The organism is Pseudomonas sp. Tri1 (assembly GCF_017968885.1).
Taxonomy (GTDB): Bacteria; Pseudomonadota; Gammaproteobacteria; order Pseudomonadales; family Pseudomonadaceae; genus Aquipseudomonas.
Window position 1 is genome coordinate 5,148,983 of the sequence record NZ_CP072913.1, and the last position, 19,305, is coordinate 5,168,287.

Consider the following 19,305-nt stretch of genomic DNA (forward strand, 5'->3'; position numbering starts at 1 on the left):
GTCGACTAATCAGCAGAGCCTCATCCTTCCCGGAAGGCCCGCTGAGCATGGTCGCTGATCGGTTTAAGCAAATAGGACATGACGTTCCTGGAGCCGGTCTGGATCATCGACTCCACGGGCATTCCCGGAACCAGGGCAAGCCCTTGCAGCTTTGCCAATTCGCTTTGAGGAATCTTGATACCCGCCCGATAAAACCCTATTCCGGTACGTTCATCCTGAATCAGATCCGCTGACAACCGCACCACGGTGCCGATCAGTTCGGGTGTAGTGCTGCGGTTGAACGCGCTCAAGCGTAAGGTCGCGGATTGCCCGACCGTTAGCTGGTCAATGTCCTGGGCACTGATTTTCGCCTCCACCAGCAGTTCATCGTCGGCGGGTACGATCTGCATGAGCCCCTCGGCCGGTGAGATGACACCTCCGATTGTGTGGACTGCCAATTGCTGCACGCGTCCGGCAATAGGCGAGGTGATGTCGATGCGTTTGAGCTGATCGCTGGCAGTGATTTCCCGCTCGATCAATTCGCCCTGGCGGGCCAGCAAATCTCTCAACTCTTGGGACACTTCACTGCGGAAAGTCTGGTCAACCTGGAGTCGTTGCAACTCGGTTTCGGCGATCTTGCCCCGCGCCTCGGCAATGGAGGCCATCAGTTGTCCACGCTCCCCACGCAGCCGGGCGATACCCCGAGCCAGGGCATTGACCCGGTCAAGGGTCATCATGCCTTTATCGAACAGTTTCTTGACGGCCTGGTATTCGCTATCGATCAGTTCGATTTCTTCCTGCTTGGTTTTCTGCTGGATGTCGTGGCCGGCAATGGTTTCGTTGAGTTGCTGGACACGCTCGCGCAGCTGTTTCTTCTGGCCTTCGCGGGAAGCACGTCGATCAATAAACAATTGCTGCTCGATGGCCATGACCGACTTGGCCTCCTCCAGGCTCATGCGGGTCAGCAACTCTTTGGGTATCGCCACTTCGCGGGCATTGTCCCGCTCGGCCTCCAAGCGAGCCAGACGGGCCCAGGCCTGATTCAAGGATTTACTGACAATGGCTTGGCTGGCGGCGGGCAATGTGGCATCGAGGCGCAACAGCACATCCCCGGCAGCGACTGTCTGCCCTTCCTTGACCAACAGTTCGGCCACTACGCCACCGGTAGGATGCTGGAGGGTCTTGACGCTGCCTTCCACGGCCACCACGCCCGTCGCGATAACCGCGCCGGACAGACTGGTGCTCGCCGCCCAGGTCAGCCCTCCGCCGAGCAGCACCACCAATGAGATCGCCCCCCAGCGCAAATGACGGGACAAGGAATCGGTCAGGCTGGCTTCTTGATCGGTGTGCATCAGTTGGATACTCCCAGTTCCACAACATTATTGGAGGGCCGGGAGGTAGCAGCAGGAGGTCGCTTCAGGACGACATCCCGGGGGCCGTAAGCTGTTTGCACGCCGTTCTCGAGGATCAGCACCTGATCGATCACCGCCAGAATATTGGTGCGATGGGCAATCACCACCACGATTGCGCCACGGGCCTTGAGCGCCAGGATGGCCTTGGCCAGCGCCTGTTCGCCTTCGGCATCGAGGTTTGAATTTGGCTCGTCCAGCACCACCAGGAACGGGTCACCGAACAATGCCCTGGCCAGGGCCACCCGTTGTCGTTGGCCGGCCGAGAGGTTGATACCCCCCTCGCCCACTTGAGTCTCATAACCTTGGGGCAACTGCAGAATCAGCTCATGGACCCCGGCTAACTGCGCAGCGCTGACAATCGCGCTGTCCTGTGCCGAGGGGTCCAACCGGGCGATGTTCTGGGCGACGGTTCCGGTAAACAGCCCAACGCTTTGCGGCAGATAACCGATCAACGTACCTCGCGCCTGTTCGGTCAGCAGATCCAGCGGCGCGCCATCGAGCCGGACATGCCCCCGCGCCGGCGCCCAGGCGTTGACCAGCACGCGCGCCAATGACGACTTGCCCGATGCGCTCGGCCCCACCACACCAACGGCAGTGCCCGCAGCGACCATGAAGTTGATATTTTGCAAAGTCAGGCGCTGCGTGCCGGGCGGCGCGGCAAAAACACTTTCGACCCGCAAACTGCGATGGGCAATGGGCAGCTCGGTCTTGCTCTGGGCATCCGGGAACAGAGAGAACACTTCCAACAGCTTTTTCCAGGCGATCTGGGCACCCAACAGGCTGCGCCACGTGGCAATGACCTGCTCCGCCGGTGCCAGGGTGCGTGCCACAATAATCGAGGCGGCGATCATCGTGCCGCCGCTCAAGTCGCCTTTGATCACCAGCCACGCCCCCAGGGCCAGGGCGGCCGACTGAACGACTTGGCGCAGGGTTTTGGAAATGCCGCCGTAAAAGCCGCCGATGTCGATCGAGCGTCGTTGCAGGGTGATGAAGGCACTGTGATTTTTCTGCCAGATATTCGACGCGTTAGCCAACATGCCCATGGCCATCAGCGCTTCGGCATTCTGGTGGGCTTGCTGGCCTAGATGATTGCGCTTGTTCAGCGCATCGGCCGAAGCCTGCATCAGCTTGCGGGTTTGCCGATCAGTGATTACGGTCAAACTGATAAGGACACTCATCAGGCCGACGGTCAAAAGACCAAACAGCGGGTGGATATAAAAGCAGACCGCGAGGTAAACCGGCATCCAGGGCAAATCGAAAAAAGCCACCAGACCTGGTCCGCCAATAAAACCGCGAATCTGGTCCAGCTCCTGGGCCGGTTTCAAGGCATCGCCGGTAATGGGGGTCTTCAGCGACGCGCCAGCAATGACATTGAAGACCTTGGAGGACAGCGCCAGATCCAGTGAGGAAGCAATTCGCACCATGACGCGGGAGCGAATGACATCCAGCAGGCCTGAAAGCGCATAAACCCCCAGCGCTAGCAGCCCCAGGGCGACCAGGGTCGGCACGCTCTGGCTGGGAATGACCCGGTCATACACTTCCAGCATGAACAGCGGGCCGATCAGCGCCAGAATATTGATCACACCGGAAAACAGCGCAGCGCCCAGCAGACCTCGACGCAGTACCAATTTCAATGAAGGCGCGACAATAGGCGCACTGACAGCGTTATGGGGTTTCAAACTGGTATCCGTCCCTTGGTTTTCGTGACATCCCTGTCGTCAATACAGACTCGATGACAGTCGTATGGAAACTTGACGCTCGTTGAGCGATTTGGACTGAAGTGCAAGTTCCGCACCAGCCAGCCGACAGACGGTAGTTACCGGTGAAGAATTTCACGCATAAAAAAACCGACGCCTCAGGACGTCGGTTTTTTTGAAACAGCCAGCTATCAGGTCATCTGAATGATGGTCTGCATGATGGTGCTCTGGGTGGAGATGGTCTTGGCGTTCGCCTGGTAGTTGCTCTGGGCCTTGATCAGCTCGACCAGCTCATTGGTCAAGTTGACGTTGGACTCTTCCAGGGAGTTGGAGACGATCGAACCCAGGGTGCCGGTCTGTGGGGCATCGTAGCCTGGGATGCCCGAGGCGAAGGTTTCCTTCCAACTGGTGCCACCTACAGGTTGCAGGCCTTGTTCGTTGGTGAAGCTGGCGAGCGCGATCTGGCCGATCGGCTTGGTCTGGTTGTTGCTGAAGTTAGCCAGCAATACGCCGCTGCCGTCGATGGTCAGGTTGGTGATCTGGCCAGTGGCGTAACCGTTCTGGGTCGGGATCGACCGCGCGGTATCGGCGTTGAATTGGGTGGTATTGCCCATGGAGATCGTGATGGTCGGTGCACTCGCGGCGCCGTTGGCGGCCCATACGCCGTTGGTTACGGTGCCGGGAACCCAGCCAGTCAATACCAGGTCGCTGTTAATAGTCGCTGGCGGGGTGCTGACCTGGGTCAACTTGCCGTTCGAATCAAAGGTCATGGTCGAAGGAATCGGCGCGGTCGCGCCCGTCGTGGTCGGCAAGCTGCCATTCAGGTTACGACCATCGATCAAGGTATACACATTCCAGGTGTTGCCAGCAGTCTTGACCATATATTGGTCCATGGAATGCTGGTTGCCCTGGGTGTCGTAGACCGGAGTGGTAAATTGCTTGGTGAACGTAGCGGTGTCGCTCGGATTGAACGCCGCGGTGATCGCCGTCGCCGTCGAGTTCAGGTTGATCGTCGACGAAACCAGGCTGGTGGCATTCGGCGGCAGGTTGGAGGTGTCGATGCGCAGGTCGGTCAAAATACCGTTGAGGATATTGCCGTTGGCATCCACGCCGTAGCCCTGCAGACGTGCAGTGCCATCACTGTTGGTGACGTAGCCTTCTTTATCGGTCTTGAAGGTACCGGCACGGGTGTAGCTCAGGGAACCGTCGTTATCCAGGACGAAGAAGCCCTGCCCCTGGATACCCATGTCGAGCACGTTGCCGGTGTTATTGACGTCACCCTGGCCGAACTGCTGGGAAACGTTGGCCAGGCGCACGCCGTTGCCGACGGTCTTGCTGCCCGAACCCAGCTTGGTGGCCGAGTAGACGTCTTCGAATTCCGCGCGGGACGATTTGAAACCGGTGGTCGCCACGTTGGCGATGTTGTTGCCGGTCACGTCCAGCTGTTTGTTGGCTGCATAGAGACCGCTAAGGCCGATGTTAAAAGACATTTTCCACTCCTTTTGCCGGGTTAGTCGGCTCTACATACCAATAGTTTGTACTTTGGACAGGGCAATGCTGCCCAGCCCGGCAAGGTTGAGCATCAGTTCACCGCCCGTCTGGCTGATCGTCACGCTGCTGACCGTTGCCGGCAGGTTGGTGATCAGCGACGTCGCCTTGCCGTCGATGGTGGTCGCGGCCGTAAAGGTGTAGGTGCCCGCTTCGACCGTCGTGCCGGCGTCGTTCTTGCCGTCCCAGATGAAAGCGGCATTGCCGGCATTCTGGCTACCCATGTCGATGGTGCGGACAGTCTTGCCATCCTTGTCCACGATCTTGAGCGCAATGGAGGACACCGAAGTCGGCACCACCACCGTGCCGTTGAGGCTCTTGGAGGTATCGACCACGGCCTTGTTGCCTGGAGCAATGACCGAACGCCCGACCAGCGATGAAGCCTGCAAGGCCTGGGACGAGTTGTAGTTACTGGCGAGACCGCTCACGGTGTCGTTAAGGGTGGTGATGCCTTCCAGGCTGCTGAACTGCGCCAGCTGGGCAACGAATTCACCGTTATCCTGCGGCTCCAGCGGGTTCTGGTTTTTCAGCTGGGTGACCAGCAATTGCAGGAACGCATCCTTGCCCAGCGACTGCGAACCAGTGGCCGAGCTCGTTGCCGAGGACAGGCCATCGCTGGTGGTGCTGGTCTTGACCGAGGAGTTGGCCAGGATCTCGTTAAGGCTCAAACCGCTGGTAGTGTTGGTAACGCTCATGTGACTCGCCCCTTATCACTGACCGAGGGTCAGGACCTTCTGCATCATGGTTTTGGCGGTGTTCATCATTTCGGCGTTGGTCTGGAACGAACGACTGGCGGAAATCATGTCGGCCATTTCTTCGACGACGTTGACGTTCGGGTAGTAGACGTAACCCTTGGCGTCAGCCGCCGGATGGTTCGGCTCGTAACGGGCTTCGAGGTTGCTCTGGTCTTCGACCACGCCAAGCACTTGTACGCCCTGCCCGGCCGCGTCCTGCTCCTGGAACAGCGAGTCGCTGCCGCCGGACTGGCCGCCCTGGTACATGGTGGCAAATACCGGGTGACGAGCACGGTAGGTCTGGTCGATGCTCGACGAAACGGTCTCGGCGTTGGCGATGTTACTGGCGACGGTGTTCAGACGCGTGGTCTGGGCACTCATGGCGCTGCCGGCAATGTTGAATACGCTCGCGATCGACATGGCTTACTCTCCGCGAAGGGCCGATACCAGCCCTTTGAACTTGCTGTTGAGCAGCGTGAAACTGGCCTGGAAGTTCACGGAGTTCTCCGCGTAGTTGGACTGTTCCAGTTGAGCGTCCACGGTGTTCTGATCGATCGAAGGCTGCATCGGCGTGCGATACATCAGCGATTCGTCACCATTGCCCAGGCCCTCGGCTTCAATATGACGGCTATTGGTCATGTTCAGCGCGAAGGTGCCGTTCTTGGTCTTCTCGTTCTGCTCGGCGAGCACTTTGGAAAAGTCCAGGTCCCGAGCCTTGTAGTTCGGGGTATCGGCGTTGGCGATGTTGTTGGCCAGGACTTCGGCACGCTGGGCGCGGAAGCTCAGGGCCTGTTCGTGGATACCGAGCGCTTTATCGAAGCTGATGCTCATGTCGGAAACCTTTGGGTGACCAGAATGTACGTACGATGAACTTAGCAAGCGCCGTGCCACTTTAAAAAAGCCCATAAACCGGGGCTTTGCGGGCATCGGCAAAGCGGCAATGCCAGAAAAGCGGCAATCGGCTTCCGCTGGCTGCCGCTTTTCTGCCGCTTACCGAGGGCAATGAGTGTCAAATTGTGGAAGCGAGCTGGCTCGCGATGACGGTTTATCCGTTACATCGATTTGCATGTGTCGCCGCTAACGCTATCGCAGGGATTGGTGCTGATTGGAGGGAGGCGGGCATAAAAAAGGGAGCCCTGAGGACTCCCGCTTTTTGACAACCCAAAGCGAATCACTTCGCCTGGTAGATGATCCCCGGACTGCACTGGACCATCTGGTAATGATCCGGCAAACCGTTCAACGCCTCGGAAGCGCCGAGGAACAGGTAGCCGCCAGGCTTGAGGGTGCTGTGGATACGCAACAGGATGTCCTTCTTCACTTCGGCGGAGAAGTAGATCAACACGTTGCGGCAGAACACGATGTCGAACTTGCCCAGGCTGGCATAGCTATCCAGCAGGTTGAACGAGCGAAACTCCACCCGGTTCTTGATCGGCGCCTTGACCACCCAGCGTCCCGGCCCTTTTGGGTCGAAGTAGCGCTGCAGGCGATCGGGCGACAAACCGCGGCCGATGGCCAGGCTGTCGTATTCGCCGGTCTTGCAGTTATTGAGCATGGTCCCGGACAGGTCGGTGGCAACGATTTGCACACCACCTTTCAACTGGCCGATGTTGGTCCGCTCGAACTCATCGATGGACATCGACAACGAATAGGGTTCCTGCCCCGACGAACAGGCCGCCGACCAGATCCGCAGGCGTTGGCCCGGGCTGGCCTTGATGGCAGCCGGCAGCACTCTGTTCTTCAACACCTCGAACGGATAGGTGTCACGAAACCACAGGGTCTCATTGGTGGTCATGGCATCCACCACCATCTCACGCAAACCGCTGCGCGGCTGGGTCTGGATACGCTGTACCAGTTCGCCCAACGATTTAAGGCCCTGTTGCTCCATCAACTTGTTGAGACGGCTCGACACCAGGTATTGCTTGTTTTCACCAAGCAAAATGCCACAGGCTTTTTCCAGGAAGACCCGGAACTGTTCGAAATCCAAATTACCCGTAGACAAGATACCGCCTCTTTCATTGTGTTGGCTTGCCGGGCGCACAACGCGCCCGAGCTTTATTCTGCTGCTTTGATACGATCGACGACTCGGGAGGCCAGGTCATCGGGCCGAAACTTGGCCAGGAAGTCGTCGGCGCCGACTTTCTTGACCATCGCCTGGTTGAAAACCCCCGACAATGAAGTATGTAAAATGATATGCAGCTTTTGCATACGCGGGTCGCTGCGAATTTCTGACGTCAGGGTGTACCCGTCCATTTCCGGCATTTCGATGTCGGAGATCATCATCAGGAATTCTTCTTCGGGCTTCTTGCCCTCGTCGACCAACTGGCGCAGGTAATCCAGCGCCTGCCGTCCATCATTCAACGCCACCACTTCAACGCCGACCGTTTGTAGACAACGGGTGACCTGCTTGCGTGCAACCGAAGAATCATCGACGGTCAATACCCGCAGCGAAATCGCCTTGTGCTGGGTTTCAGCATCCACCACCCCCACGGAAATCGCCTCCGGGGTCGGCGCCACCTCGGCGAGGATTTTCTCCACGTCGATGATTTCCACCAACTGGTTATCGACCCGGGTCACCGCCGTCAGGTAGTGATCGCGGCCAGTGCCCTTGGGCGGCGGATGAATCTCTTCCCAGTTCATGTTGACGATGCGCTCCACCGAGCGAACCAGGAAACCTTGGGTCTTGGTGTTGTACTCGGTAATGATCACAAACGGATTGCTCTGATCCAGCAATCGACCGGAACCGGTCGCCATCGCAAGATCGAGAATCGGGATGGTCGCTCCCCGAATATTCGCCACACCACACACGACGGGACTGGACTTAGGCATCAGGGTCAGCTTAGGACATTGCAGCACCTCGCGGACCTTGAATACGTTAATTCCATACAATTGCTGGCCGTCGAGACGGAACAGCAACAGCTCCAGGCGATTCTGACCGACCAGCTGTGTACGCTGGTTTACCGAGTCCATTACTCCCGCCATGCCCTGACTCCTACCTAACGCTAATGTGTCCGACGCGCATTCATCACTAAACGGCACGGGGCTTGCTATTCAACCGGCATGAACGCACAAACGACATTTTCTCGACGCCTGATCACTCACTGCCGCCATTGGCTCGGTGCACTGTTGGCTGTCTGCCTGTTCACTTCGGGCGGCCCTGCCCTCGCTGCTGTACCGGTTACCTTGCCTGATCTACTTATCGGCGTCACTCAGGGCTTTCTTGAATTCACCGTAGAAGACTATCTGGCTACCAGTCAAACCGAGGGTCGCTATGAAATCGAAGTCAACCAACTCGACCCGCGCCTGCGCATGCCGATGTGCGACAAGGAATTGACTGCTTCGCTGGAGAGCCCTGCAAGACCCCTGGGCCGGGTCACGGTGAAGGTACGTTGCGACAGCGCCGCGCCCTGGACAGTGTTCGTACCGGCTCAGGTGCGCCTGTTCCGCGAAATTGTCACCACCACCCGTCCGCTCAAGCGGGCCGGGATTGTCGAGCCTCAGGACGTAATCCTGCGCGAACGGGACATCAGTCAGATCAGCCAAGGCTTCCTGACCTCCGTCGACCAGGCGATCGGCCAGAAACTTGTCCGACCAATGGTCGCCGATCAAGTCGTCACCCTGGTGCACCTGGAACAGGCCGAAGTGATCCGCAAAGGCGACCAGGTGGTCATTACCGCCCGCAGCGGGACCCTGGCTGTGCGGATGCCAGGCGAAGCCTTGTCCAACGGGGGCATGCGTGAACAGATTCGGGTGAAAAACCTCAATTCCCAACGGGTTATCAAGGCGCAGGTCATGGCCCCGGGCCAGGTGGAAGTGGCGATGTAGCGATCGGGTAGAAATGGGTAGAGAGCTGGCGCTTGACCCGGGTGTTCCCTAGACTGTGCCTTACGCAAAGGCAAGCGCAGACGTGCGCACGCTCATTGAATAAATGAGCCTAAAGTTTTTTGGGGGATGGCCGAAAACATGGCAAGCGTCCAAATACCCAGAGGTTTTTTACCATGGTCATCGATTTCAATCGTTTAAACAGTTCTTCACCGTTGACAGGCACTACGCGCACCAGCGCCAGCAAGGAAACCGTCGAAGCCGACAAATCCGCGCCAGCCGAACAGGCCGTCACTGTCAGCAATGGGGAGTCGGTACACCTCAGCAATGAGGCTCAGCAGTTGCAGAAGGTCACGGACAAGCTGCGCGATCAACCTGTCGTAGACAACGCCCGCGTGGCCGAGTTGAAAGCAGCAATCGCCGATGGCAGCTATAAAGTCGACAGCAACCGCGTAGCCAGCAAACTGCTCAACTTCGAAGCCCAGCGCTAGCCCGAGGCCAGCGCCAGGCTTTTGGACGCTTAAGACCCAAGGCCAGCCATGCACGACACTAACTTGTTGCAACTGATTACCGACGACTTCGCTCCCGCACAACAATTGCTGGAGTTACTGCAGACCGAATCCCTGGCACTGCACGGTCGCGACATGCCCCTGCTGGAAACTATTCTGGCGCAAAAACAGGCATTGATCATTTTGCTCGATCAGCATGGCCGCAAGCGCAGCGAGATTCTCGCCAGCCTCAATCTGCCCGCCAATAGTAGCGGTCTTGAACAACTGGCCAGCCAATCCTCGGTCGGCGATCAGTTGCTGTCGCAAAGCCAAGTACTCAACGACCTGCTCGCCCAGTGCCAGGACGCCAATGCGCGCAACGGCCAGTCGATCCAGCTCCAGCAGGCCGCCACCGCCAACCAGTTGCGCATCCTCAATGGCGGCGAAATCCCGACGCTTTATGACGCCCGCGGTTCGACCGCCAAGATGGTCAAGCACCGCCCGCTCAGCCAGGCATGAAGCGAACGATGCCGACGCTCTATCAACGCGCGATACATGCTGGCAAAATGCCGGCTCTTTGTAGTCGTATTTTGCCTGGAGATTGACTCACCGTGTTCAATGCCTCAAACGCGGATGATGCTCCGCAGCCACCCAAGGTCCTCACCACGCCCCTGGAAATCGCCGGCAACCTACGGATGCTGCAAGATAGCCACGACCCCTTGATCATCACGTTCCACGAACGCACCCAGCGCTTCCAGAGCTATCTGGTGAATGTCGATCGCGAGAGCAACTCCATTGCCCTGGACGAAATGATCCCGCGCGATGGCGAACGCTTCTTGCTGGCGGGTGAGCCGTTTCGTGTCGAGGGTTTCCATGACGGCGTGCGCATCGCCTGGGAAGGCAACGGCCCCTTGACCATCGCCGAGTCCAGTGACGGTCGCTGCTATCGCGGTGCCCTGCCCGAAGAAGTGGTGTACCACCAACGCCGCAATGCCTTTCGCGCCGCCCTGAAACTGGCGCAACTGGTGGACGTAGAACTGGGTGGCGAAAAACTCAAGTCTCCGGTAAACGGCAAGCTGCTGGATATTTCCGCAACCGGTTGCAAGCTGCGCTTCGAAGGCGACATTACCGCGCGCCTGCAATTGGGTCAGGTCTACGAGCGTTTCATCGCGGCCCTGCCCTTTGGCAACATGACTGCGCCAGTGGAGCTGCGTTACCTGCATTTCGAAGAGAAGATCAACACCACCTTCGCCGGCGTGCGCTTCCACAATATCAGTGGCCTGGTGCAACGGCAGGTCGAGCGTTTCGTCTATCAACTGCAGCGCGAAGCCCGTCGGTTCGATAAAGACGACCTCTGATCTGCTTCGCCCATAAAAAACGGGCAGTCCCTCGCGGTGACTGCCCGTTTTTTTATGACCGGCTCAAGGCCGGGCCTGGGTAAAACTGGGTGCCTGCGGCTCGTCGGGCGCAGTGTCGGTTTCAGTGGCCGGCTCTGGGTCTGGCGCAGGCTCAAGGTCCGGATTGGCCGGCGCCTGCATCTGCTCCTGCACCACCTGCTCATCCACCCGCGGATCGAGACACGCCACCAGGGGCGAACTCGACATGCTGTCCGGCATCGCCACGTGATGTAGCGGTGCGTCGTCGACCTGATGCAAGTTGGTCACCGCCTTCGGCCGAATCCGCCATACCAGCACCAAGGCGAAGAAGGCAAAAAAGCCATACAGCATCTGGCTACCGAACATTTTCATCAGCACCCCGGCCACCAGCGGCCCGATACTGGCACCGACACCGTAGGTCACCAACAACATCGCCGTGAGCGATACCCGACGATCCCCCTCGACATGGTCGTTGGAAAATGCCACCGCCAACGGGTACAGGCAGAACTGCACCAACGAACAGAAAAATCCCGCGACAAACAGCACTTCCAGTGGCACCTTCGGCAGGATCGCCAGCGGCAGGGCACACACCACCAGGACCAGCGCAAAACACCGAATCAGCAAGGCCCGGTCGTAACGATCGGACAGCCAGCCCAACGGCCACTGCACGAGCAGTCCGGCAAAGATGCAGCTACCCATGAACAGACCGACCTGCTCGGTCGACAAGCCCTGCTGAGAAGCGTACAGGGGCGCCAGGCCATAGAACGAGCCGACGATCAGCCCGGAACCCAGTACCGTGCTCAACGACTGCGGCACACGCTTGATAAAGAAGCGCGGCTCCATCGGCGCCGGATGCAGTGCCGCCGGGTGAATTCGCCGAGTCAGCGCCACCGGCACCAGGCACAGGGCAAAACACAGTGCCACCAGCATCAACAGTTCCAGGCCGAGGGCCGGGTGCATGACCAGTATCAGTTGCCCAAGCACCAGCCCCAGGTACGAGGCGATCATGTAGCCGCTGAACACCACTCCGCGCTGCTTGGCATCAGCTTGCTCATTGAGCCAGCTCTCGATGACCATGTACTGGCACATCATGCCCAAGCCGACGATCATCCGCAGCACGATCCAGGCCGGCAGCCAATCCACCAAGCCATGGCCCAGCACCGCCGCACCGACGATTCCGGCGCAGGCCGAATAGGCACGGATATGCCCGACCCGGGCGATCAGCCGATGGCCGATCTTGCCGCCCAGCACCAGGCCGAAATAGTTGGCGGCCATCAGCGCACCGACCCACAGACTGTCCACGTGGTCGGCGGCCAGGCGCAAAGCCAGGTAAGTACTCAAGAGGCCGGAGCCGATCAACATCATCAGCGAGGCGAAATAAAGCGCTCGAAAAGGTTTCCAGATTTGGCGCATCGGCGTTCCGAGCGGCTCCTTGAGGTAAGTAAGGGCTATCCGTTGAAGATAGCCCGAATGCGACGGTTCGTTATGCCTGGGCCGCTAGGACACGCCGCTCCCAGGGCGTGATTTCATCAAAAAAGCTGGTCAGTTCCATGGACTTCGAAGCGACGTAGCCTTCGATGAACTCCGTACCGAACAGTTCCTTCGCCAAATGACTACGTTTCAGACGCTCCAGGGCAGCGTGCAAGGTACATGGCAGCGACAGATTATCTGGCACTTGGAATTCGCCCTGGATCGCGGCGCTTGGCTCCAGGCGATTTTCGATGCCATAGAGCCCGGCTGCCAGGCTGGCGGCAATCGCCAGGTAGGGGTTGGCATCCGCTCCCGGCAAGCGATTCTCGACCCGACGGGCCGCCGGCGAACTGGCCGGAATCCGCAACCCGGCCGACCGATTGTCATGGGACCAACAGGCATTGTTCGGTGACGCGAACGGATGACACAGGCGCTGGTAGGAATTCACGTTCGGTGCGAACAGCGCGGTAAAATCCGCCATGCCCGCCTGCTGTCCACCGATGAAATGCCTGAAGGTTGCAGTCGGTTCGCCCGCCGCGTCGCTGAACACGTTGCGCCCGCTGTCCAACTCGACGACGCTCTGGTGAATATGCATCGAACTGCCCGGCGTATGCGCCAAGGGTTTGGCCATGCAAACCACAGTCAGGCCGTGCTTGAGCGCCACTTCCTTGAGCAGATGCTTGAACAGGAAGGTCTGGTCGGCCAGCAACAAAGGGTCGCCGTGCAGCAGGTTGATCTCGAACTGGCTCACGCCCATTTCATGCATGAACGTGTCGCGGGGCAAGCCCAGCGCCGCCATGCATTCATAGACTTCACTGAAGAACGGTCGCAGGCCATTGTTGGAGCTGATACTGAACGCCGAGTGCCCCTCTTCGCGCCGGCCATCCAGGCCCACCGGCGGCTGGAATGGCCGGGTCGGATCCGGGTTGGGCGCGAACACGAAGAATTCCAGCTCGGTGGCCACGACCGGCGCCAGGCCAAGGGCGGCATATCGAGCGATGACGGCCTTGAGCTGGCCGCGCGTGGACAGCCGGGAGCTTTCCCCGGTCAATTCATCGGCGTCGCAAATCGCCAGGGCCCGGGGCTGTTGGCTCCAGGGCAGGCGGTGGATCTGTTTCGGGTCGGCCACCAGTGCCAGGTCGCCGTCATCGCTGCCGTAAAAGCGCGACGGCGGATAACCGCCCATGATGCATTGCAGCAGCACACCTCGCGCCATCTGCAACCGCCGCCCTTCGAGAAAACCCTCGGCGGTCATCACCTTGCCCCGCGGCACGCCATTCAAATCCGGCGTAACGCATTCAATCTCATCAATGCCCGTCAGTCGCTGCGCGAGTGAACGCTGGCCATCGGTCGTCATGACGCAATCCTTGTTATGTGCGAGCCGCGAACGGCAACCCGTACAAAATAGGCTTCGGCTGTTCGGAATATCAAGCACCCGGAAAGAATAAACACCGAACCTTGGAATACATTGTGGGAGCGGGCTTGCTCGCTCCCACAGGGGGATTTGTGTTGGCAGGGTTATTTGCGCAGACAGGCTCAGGGCAGGTAAATCCGGAACACTCCGCCGCCCAGCACCCCGCCATTGGCAATCTCGGTGCGCCCGCACAAACCGCCACGCTGATGCAACCCGGCAATCCGCGCGGCAAAGTACAAGCCCAGCCCGGTGCTGCCACTGCTGTGGTTGATGCCTTGCACATACTCGGCCTGACGTTCGATCATCTCGGGCGGATAACCGTCGCCGTCATCATTGATGGTCAGCACCAACTGCCCAGCCTCGTCGCTCACACTGACCAACAATGTCTGGCGGGCATGGCGAATGGCATTGTTGATGCAGTTGTCGAGCACCGAAGCAATCAGCTCGCGATCGAAAAAGCCCAAAGGACTGAGCGGGTCGACTTCGTAGGTAGCCATGATCCCGCGACTGCGGAACACGTCCTGGTGGCTGGCCAGTTGCGCCTCGATGAAATCATCCAGCTCATGGTAGGCCGGATGCAGCGGCAGTTGGTTGACCCCCAGCTTGTACAGCCCCAGCAGTTGCACCAGCAAGCCGTTGAGATGGGCGAACTCGAACTCCATGACCCCCTGCTCCGAGGTCTGCCGCTCGGGATCGGGCAAACGCTCGAGCCATTGCGTATGCGCCTGCATGAGCAGGGTCAGGGAGTTTTTCATGTCGTGCACGGTAGACGCGATCACCGTGGAGAAATCGAGTGCCTGTTCGCTGTCATTCATCGCCAAATGCCTTGCTTCGCAGTTTCTGATAACGCGCAAAACGCGCATCGGTGTCGGGCATCATGCCCACCAGTTTCAGACAGGTGCGGCATTCCTGCAGCAGCTCCGACTCCGCGCTGGTGTCGGTACCATGCAGCAGGGACTGCGCCATGTTCAGGGCAATACTGATGTTCTTCGGTTGCATCTTCAGGGCGCGACGGAACAGCTCTCGCGCCTCGGGCAACGCGCCAGTCTTGTAGACGCGCACACCTTCGCGGTTCAGCTCGGCGGCAGCATTGCCTTGATTGAGGATGTTCGGATCGTCGGTCAGCTTGGCGATGCCTTGCATCACCGTCGGGTCGTCACCGTAGATCTCCGCGCAGTTCTTGAGCATCGATTCGCCGGCACTGGCCTGACCGAGCATTTGCAGCTGCTTGGCCACCAGCAATGCGGCTTCGGCACTCATGAACTGCTCCATGCCGTCAAGGCGCTGCAAAGCCTGTTCGGTGAGCTTTTCTGCGGTTTCGGCATCGTTGAGCAACAGGCTCGTGGCTTTCATCAACCGTGCCCGAACCTGTAGCCCCGGGTCGTTGAGGTTTTCCTTCGCCACGGCGCTGAGGGTGGTATTGATCTCCAGTCGGGTTCGGGTATCCAAACCCTTCTCGCTGCCCTTGCTGATCAACGCATGAGCCAGGCCCAGGTTGCTTTCCGGATCCTTGAAGCGCGACTGCGCGCCCTGCCCGACCGCCTGGCGGTAGGCCTTGGACGCCGTTTCGTAGTCTTCGTTGGTCATTGCCAGCTTGCCCAGCAGCGACTGCCGACGAACCGCCAGAGGCGACAGGCGCACCGCTTCTTCGAGTACGTGTTGCGCCTGTTTCGTATCACCTTCGGCCACCAGCACTTCAGCCATGCCGTCGTACAACGCCGGCATCATCGGAAATACCTTCAGGGCCTTCTCATAGACGTCCTTGGCCTGGCCGACCTGTCCGCGCTTGAACAGCAGCTTCCCCAGGCCCGCATAGGCCCACGGCAACGGGCGGTCAGCGAGGATGGTGTTGTACAGACGCTCCAGGGCTTCGTTCTGATTCAAGTCGCGCAGCGCGTCGGCCCGATAACGCAGGCACAACGGTCCATAACGTGGATCCTGCTTGCACAGGGCGATGCAGGCATTGAGCACTTCCATCGGCTTGCCGCGATCAAGGGCCTGCAGGATCGGCTTGAGCAGGGTCTTGCGCTGCTCCAACCGTTCCAGCCGCTGAGCCAGGCCAGAGCGATTGAACGGCTTGGTCAGGTACGCATCGGGCTCATGCTCCAAGGCACTGAGCACCATCGCCTGGCTGCTTTCAGCGGTCACCATGAGAAACACGCTTTCATGGCTGATCAGCTTCTCGACCATCAGGTCTTCAAGCACCTGCTGGCCGTTCTTGCGGCCGTCGCCCAGGTGATAATCCTGCAAAATGAAGTCATAACGCTTCTGCGAACACATGCGCAGCGCCACTTCACCGGTGTCAGCGGTGTCCACGTCCTTGACGCCCAGCTCACGCAGCATGGACCGGACGGAGCTGCGGAAATCCGAGAAATCATCGACGATCAGAAAACTTTTTTGGTGGTACGCCAGCATCGAGGATGTCCAGGCAAGTAAGAAAATAACCCAATGGCAAGCAACGAAACGCCGTCTCATAGCCCAGCAAGGCGCGCAGATAATAGCCACCAGCTACTTACGATCAAGGGTTTTGCGAACCTCTTGTCGTGGCTGTGTCATAGCGCACATTGCGAGCCGTTCCTGCACGCCGAAACGCCGGAGAAAACAGGGCTCGTCAGGTTATCGGCCGAAAATGGTGTTCCGTTAAGCCGATCGCATGGAAGAAGCCGGGAAGGGATTGCGGCGAGGAAATGTGGTGTCCCAGGGCAGGTTCGAACTGCCAACCTTCCCCTTAGGAGGGGGATGCTCTATCCAATTGAGCTACTGAGACACAAGTCGACCGCGAGAACCGCGGTACGAAGGACGGCGTGCATGTTAACGGTCAGCCCTGGGTTTGTCATGTCGTCCATGGTTTTTTAAGTGTAGGCAAAGGCTACCCTCGCCAGCTCTGGAGGTCGACGACACCGAGTAACCGATCGCCGCTCATCTGTCCCAGGCGAGCTTAAGCTAGTAAATCGGCCATTTGCCACTATCCTATACATACCAAGGACAGCAAACGCCTTTGCCCCGCTCCGGTTATCCGCCGGACGGTATGGCACATAGACACGATGCAGTGGTCACAGATGCAGACCTGTTGATTTTTCAAACTAGTCCGCATTTTTTGATGAAGGGTACTGGCATAACGCCTTTACCCGGATCAATATTTGTCACAGAATTGGCGCCAATGATCTGGCAATTTTGAGGCATGATGCGGGCCTCTTAACAATTCAGGTTGAACATTTGGCTAAGGGCCTTGTCCTATCGACATCCTGCGGCCAATCCCGAGAACCGCTCCCCTGAACTAACCGGTTAAATATATGCGCCCATTGAAACAGGCAGTTTATTCCAGCCGTACGGCTGACAAGTTTGTCGTACGTCTGCCAGACGGAATGCGTGAACGCATTGCCGAGGTGGCTCGCAATCATCACCGCAGCATGAACTCTGAAATCATCGCGCGCCTTGAGCAAAGCCTTATTCAGGAAGGCGCGCTGGGTGAAGAGCTCAGCATGCGTCTGGACAGCCCGGAGCTGTCACTGCACGAGCGCGAGCTGCTGCAACGATTCCGACAACTTTCCCATCGCCAGCAAAACGCCCTCGTTTCGCTGATTGCCCATGATGTAGAAATGGCCGCAGACGCGTCCTGATCGCACCCAATATCTTGAAGCCAGCCTTGTGCTGGCTTTTTTTTGCCTGGCGTTTGGCCTTGAGCTGAATTTTCGAGCCCCATGAAAAAGCCCGCCAGATAGGCGGGCTTTTCGATGAGCGATTCAGAGTAGGAAAATCGTCGCCAATCCCAGGAAAATAAAGAACCCGCCGCTGTCGGTCACGGCGGTAATCATTACGCTGGCGCCCATGGCCGGGTCACGTCCCATTCGGGCCAGGGTCATGGGAATCAATACCCCCATCAAAGCCGCCAACAGCAAGTTGAGTGTCATCGCGGCAGTCATGACCACCCCCAACGACCAGCTGCCATAGAGCAGATAAGCGACCACACCGATCACGCCCCCCCAAATCACGCCGTTGATCAAGGACACGGCCAGCTCCTTGCGCATCAATCGCGAGGTGTTGCCGGTACTGACCTGGTCCAGCGCCATGGCACGGACGATCATGGTGATGGTCTGGTTGCCGGAGTTGCCACCGATGCCGGCAACGATCGGCATCAGCGCAGCGAGCGCCACCAGCTTCTCGATGGAACCCTCGAACAACCCGATCACCCGAGAGGCGACAAAAGCCGTAATCAGATTGATCGCCAGCCAGGCCCAACGGTTGCGCAGCGATTTCCAGACCGAAGCGAAGATGTCTTCTTCTTCGCGCAGACCGGCCATGTTAAGGACTTCGCTTTCGCTTTCCTCACGAATCAAGTCGACCATTTCATCGATGGTCAGACGGCCGATCAGCTTGCCGTTCTTGTCGACCACCGGTGCAGAAATCAAGTCATAACGCTCGAACGCCTGGGCCGCGTCATACGCGTCCTCGTCCGGGTGGAAACTCACCGGATCACTGGCCATGACCTCGGCCACTTGCTTTTCCGGGTCATTGACGAGCAATCGCTTGATTGGCAGCACGCCCTTGAGCACGCCGTCGTAATCGACCACAAACAGCTTGTCGGTATGCCCCGGCAGCTCCTTGAGGCGACGCAGGTAACGCAAGACCACTTCAAGGCTGACATCCTCACGGATCGTCACCATCTCGAAGTCCATCAGCGCACCGACCTGCTCCTCGTCATAAGACAGCGCCGAGCGCACACGCTCACGTTGCTGGCCGTCGAGGGTTTCCATCAGTTCGTGGACAACGTCCCGAGGCAGTTCGGGCGCAAGGTCGGCGAGCTCGTCGGCGTCCATTTCCTTGGCCGCCGCCAGCAACTCGTGGTCATCCATGTCGGCGATCAGGGTTTCACGAACCGAGTCGGACACTTCGAGCAGGATGTCACCGTCACGATCAGCCTTGACCAACTGCCAGACCGTCAGACGCTCTTCCAGGGGCAAGGCTTCAAGAATGTAGGCGACGTCGGCGGAGTGCAGATCATCGAGCTTGCGTTGCAGCTCGACGAGATTCTGCCGGTGGACCAGGTTCTCGACCCGGTCGTGATGCGGGCCTTCCTGGCGATGCGTCAGGTCTTCTACGACTCGCTGGCGCTGCAGCAGCTCAACGACTTGAGCGAGGCGGTCCTGAAGGCTTTCCTGCGTTTTTTTTACTTCTACTTGGGTCATAGGCGAACTCCACTCCCAGCAGTGGAGCACGCCGGAAGGATCAATCAGTTAATTCATGATTGGCAAAACTTGATATTGAGTAACTACTGGGTAAGTCCATGGAGATATTCCAAAGCCCCGGCGGGGCTGACGGGCGCAATCATACACCGCTTGACGCTTTAAAACGTTAAAAAATCATGGCA

General features: G+C 58.7%; 18 protein-coding genes and 1 tRNA gene. 5 read left to right on the forward strand and 14 right to left on the reverse strand.

Going from position 1 to position 19,305, the window contains the following annotated elements; translation table 11 throughout:
* Positions 1-20 precede the first annotated feature (20 nt).
* The 8 genes from J9870_RS22230 to J9870_RS22265 form a co-directional block, all read right to left on the reverse strand.
* Positions 21-1,331 (reverse strand): HlyD family type I secretion periplasmic adaptor subunit, encoded by a 1,311-nt coding sequence (locus J9870_RS22230; protein WP_210640144.1) that lies wholly within the window; start codon positions 1,329-1,331, stop codon positions 21-23.
* Positions 1,331-3,070, reverse strand: coding sequence for a type I secretion system permease/ATPase (locus J9870_RS22235; protein WP_210640146.1), 1,740 nt, complete (start codon positions 3,068-3,070; stop codon positions 1,331-1,333). Before J9870_RS22235 ends, J9870_RS22230 begins: the two co-directional genes overlap by 1 nt.
* Before the next feature lie 209 nt (positions 3,071-3,279).
* Positions 3,280-4,578, reverse strand: a complete 1,299-nt coding sequence (gene flgE / locus J9870_RS22240) for a flagellar hook protein FlgE (RefSeq protein WP_210640148.1) — start codon at positions 4,576-4,578, stop codon at positions 3,280-3,282.
* 30 nt (positions 4,579-4,608) lie between these two features.
* Positions 4,609-5,331 (reverse strand): flagellar hook assembly protein FlgD, encoded by a 723-nt coding sequence (gene flgD, locus J9870_RS22245; protein ID WP_210640150.1) that lies wholly within the window; start codon positions 5,329-5,331, stop codon positions 4,609-4,611.
* A gap of 15 nt (positions 5,332-5,346) precedes the next feature.
* On the reverse strand, positions 5,347-5,790 hold the full coding sequence (gene flgC, locus J9870_RS22250) for a flagellar basal body rod protein FlgC (protein WP_210640152.1): 444 nt from the start codon (positions 5,788-5,790) through the stop codon (positions 5,347-5,349).
* A gap of 3 nt (positions 5,791-5,793) precedes the next feature.
* A complete protein-coding gene (gene flgB / locus J9870_RS22255) occupies positions 5,794-6,201 on the reverse strand; it encodes a flagellar basal body rod protein FlgB (protein WP_210640154.1) in 408 nt (135 codons plus the stop codon).
* Between the two features lie 340 nt (positions 6,202-6,541).
* A complete protein-coding gene (gene cheR / locus J9870_RS22260) occupies positions 6,542-7,369 on the reverse strand; it encodes a protein-glutamate O-methyltransferase CheR (RefSeq protein ID WP_210640156.1) in 828 nt (275 codons plus the stop codon).
* A gap of 53 nt (positions 7,370-7,422) precedes the next feature.
* Positions 7,423-8,349 (reverse strand): chemotaxis protein CheV, encoded by a 927-nt coding sequence (locus J9870_RS22265; RefSeq protein WP_210640157.1) that lies wholly within the window; start codon positions 8,347-8,349, stop codon positions 7,423-7,425.
* 78 nt (positions 8,350-8,427) lie between these two features.
* Between J9870_RS22265 and flgA the strand changes: the two genes are divergently transcribed.
* The 4 genes from flgA to J9870_RS22285 all read left to right on the forward strand — a co-directional run bounded on the left by flgA (position 8,428) and on the right by J9870_RS22285 (position 11,035).
* Entirely contained in the window at positions 8,428-9,192 is a 765-nt protein-coding gene (gene flgA, locus J9870_RS22270; protein ID WP_210640159.1) for a flagellar basal body P-ring formation chaperone FlgA, read from the forward strand.
* A gap of 173 nt (positions 9,193-9,365) precedes the next feature.
* Complete coding sequence (gene flgM, locus J9870_RS22275; RefSeq protein WP_210640160.1) at positions 9,366-9,680, forward strand: flagellar biosynthesis anti-sigma factor FlgM; 315 nt, start codon at positions 9,366-9,368, stop codon at positions 9,678-9,680.
* Positions 9,681-9,728: 48 nt separating this feature from the next.
* Positions 9,729-10,196, forward strand: coding sequence for a flagellar protein FlgN (locus J9870_RS22280; protein WP_210640162.1), 468 nt, complete (start codon positions 9,729-9,731; stop codon positions 10,194-10,196).
* Between the two features lie 92 nt (positions 10,197-10,288).
* The gene (locus J9870_RS22285) at positions 10,289-11,035 is read left to right on the forward strand and encodes a flagellar brake protein (RefSeq protein ID WP_210640164.1); all 747 of its coding nucleotides are present in this window, start codon (positions 10,289-10,291) and stop codon (positions 11,033-11,035) included.
* A 63-nt stretch (positions 11,036-11,098) separates the two neighbouring features.
* Here J9870_RS22285 and J9870_RS22290 read toward each other — a convergent pair whose 3' ends face one another.
* From J9870_RS22290 to J9870_RS22310, 5 genes are all read right to left on the reverse strand, one after another.
* The gene (locus J9870_RS22290) at positions 11,099-12,466 is read right to left on the reverse strand and encodes an MFS transporter (RefSeq protein ID WP_210640166.1); all 1,368 of its coding nucleotides are present in this window, start codon (positions 12,464-12,466) and stop codon (positions 11,099-11,101) included.
* Positions 12,467-12,536: 70 nt separating this feature from the next.
* A complete protein-coding gene (locus J9870_RS22295) occupies positions 12,537-13,778 on the reverse strand; it encodes a glutamine synthetase family protein (protein ID WP_210645381.1) in 1,242 nt (413 codons plus the stop codon).
* A 281-nt stretch (positions 13,779-14,059) separates the two neighbouring features.
* Positions 14,060-14,752, reverse strand: coding sequence for a HAMP domain-containing sensor histidine kinase (locus J9870_RS22300; protein ID WP_210640168.1), 693 nt, complete (start codon positions 14,750-14,752; stop codon positions 14,060-14,062).
* Entirely contained in the window at positions 14,745-16,352 is a 1,608-nt protein-coding gene (locus tag J9870_RS22305; protein WP_210640169.1) for a tetratricopeptide repeat-containing response regulator, read from the reverse strand. The genes J9870_RS22300 and J9870_RS22305 overlap by 8 nt, the downstream gene beginning before the upstream one ends.
* Before the next feature lie 275 nt (positions 16,353-16,627).
* Positions 16,628-16,704 (reverse strand) — tRNA-Arg (locus J9870_RS22310).
* Between the two features lie 526 nt (positions 16,705-17,230).
* Between J9870_RS22310 and J9870_RS22315 the strand changes: the two genes are divergently transcribed.
* Positions 17,231-17,557 carry an Arc family DNA-binding protein gene (locus tag J9870_RS22315; protein WP_025215095.1) on the forward strand — a complete coding sequence of 109 codons (327 nt, stop codon included), beginning with the start codon at positions 17,231-17,233 and terminating at the stop codon, positions 17,555-17,557.
* 123 nt (positions 17,558-17,680) lie between these two features.
* Here the strand turns inward: J9870_RS22315 and mgtE are convergent, their stop codons facing one another.
* A complete protein-coding gene (gene mgtE / locus J9870_RS22320; protein WP_210640171.1) occupies positions 17,681-19,123 on the reverse strand; it encodes a magnesium transporter in 1,443 nt (480 codons plus the stop codon).
* Positions 19,124-19,305: the final 182 nt, after the last annotated feature.

What these genes read in the sequence shown, in the direction of transcription:
- J9870_RS22230 (WP_210640144.1), bottom strand. Translation starts at nt 1,331, where the DNA reads ATGCACACCGATCAAGAAGCCAGCCTGACCGATTCCTTGTCCCGTCAT.
- flgE (WP_210640148.1), bottom strand. Translation starts at nt 4,578, where the DNA reads ATGTCTTTTAACATCGGCCTTAGCGGTCTCTATGCAGCCAACAAACAG.
- flgD (WP_210640150.1), bottom strand. Translation starts at nt 5,331, where the DNA reads ATGAGCGTTACCAACACTACCAGCGGTTTGAGCCTTAACGAGATCCTG.
- flgC (WP_210640152.1), bottom strand. Translation starts at nt 5,790, where the DNA reads ATGTCGATCGCGAGCGTATTCAACATTGCCGGCAGCGCCATGAGTGCC.
- flgB (WP_210640154.1), bottom strand. Translation starts at nt 6,201, where the DNA reads ATGAGCATCAGCTTCGATAAAGCGCTCGGTATCCACGAACAGGCCCTG.
- J9870_RS22265 (WP_210640157.1), bottom strand. Translation starts at nt 8,349, where the DNA reads ATGGCGGGAGTAATGGACTCGGTAAACCAGCGTACACAGCTGGTCGGT.
- flgA (WP_210640159.1), top strand. Translation starts at nt 8,428, where the DNA reads ATGAACGCACAAACGACATTTTCTCGACGCCTGATCACTCACTGCCGC.
- flgM (WP_210640160.1), top strand. Translation starts at nt 9,366, where the DNA reads ATGGTCATCGATTTCAATCGTTTAAACAGTTCTTCACCGTTGACAGGC.
- J9870_RS22280 (WP_210640162.1), top strand. Translation starts at nt 9,729, where the DNA reads ATGCACGACACTAACTTGTTGCAACTGATTACCGACGACTTCGCTCCC.
- J9870_RS22290 (WP_210640166.1), bottom strand. Translation starts at nt 12,466, where the DNA reads ATGCGCCAAATCTGGAAACCTTTTCGAGCGCTTTATTTCGCCTCGCTG.
- J9870_RS22295 (WP_210645381.1), bottom strand. Translation starts at nt 13,778, where the DNA reads ATGACCGCCGAGGGTTTTCTCGAAGGGCGGCGGTTGCAGATGGCGCGA.
- J9870_RS22300 (WP_210640168.1), bottom strand. Translation starts at nt 14,752, where the DNA reads ATGAATGACAGCGAACAGGCACTCGATTTCTCCACGGTGATCGCGTCT.
- J9870_RS22305 (WP_210640169.1), bottom strand. Translation starts at nt 16,352, where the DNA reads ATGCTGGCGTACCACCAAAAAAGTTTTCTGATCGTCGATGATTTCTCG.
- J9870_RS22315 (WP_025215095.1), top strand. Translation starts at nt 17,231, where the DNA reads ATGCGCCCATTGAAACAGGCAGTTTATTCCAGCCGTACGGCTGACAAG.
- mgtE (WP_210640171.1), bottom strand. Translation starts at nt 19,123, where the DNA reads ATGACCCAAGTAGAAGTAAAAAAAACGCAGGAAAGCCTTCAGGACCGC.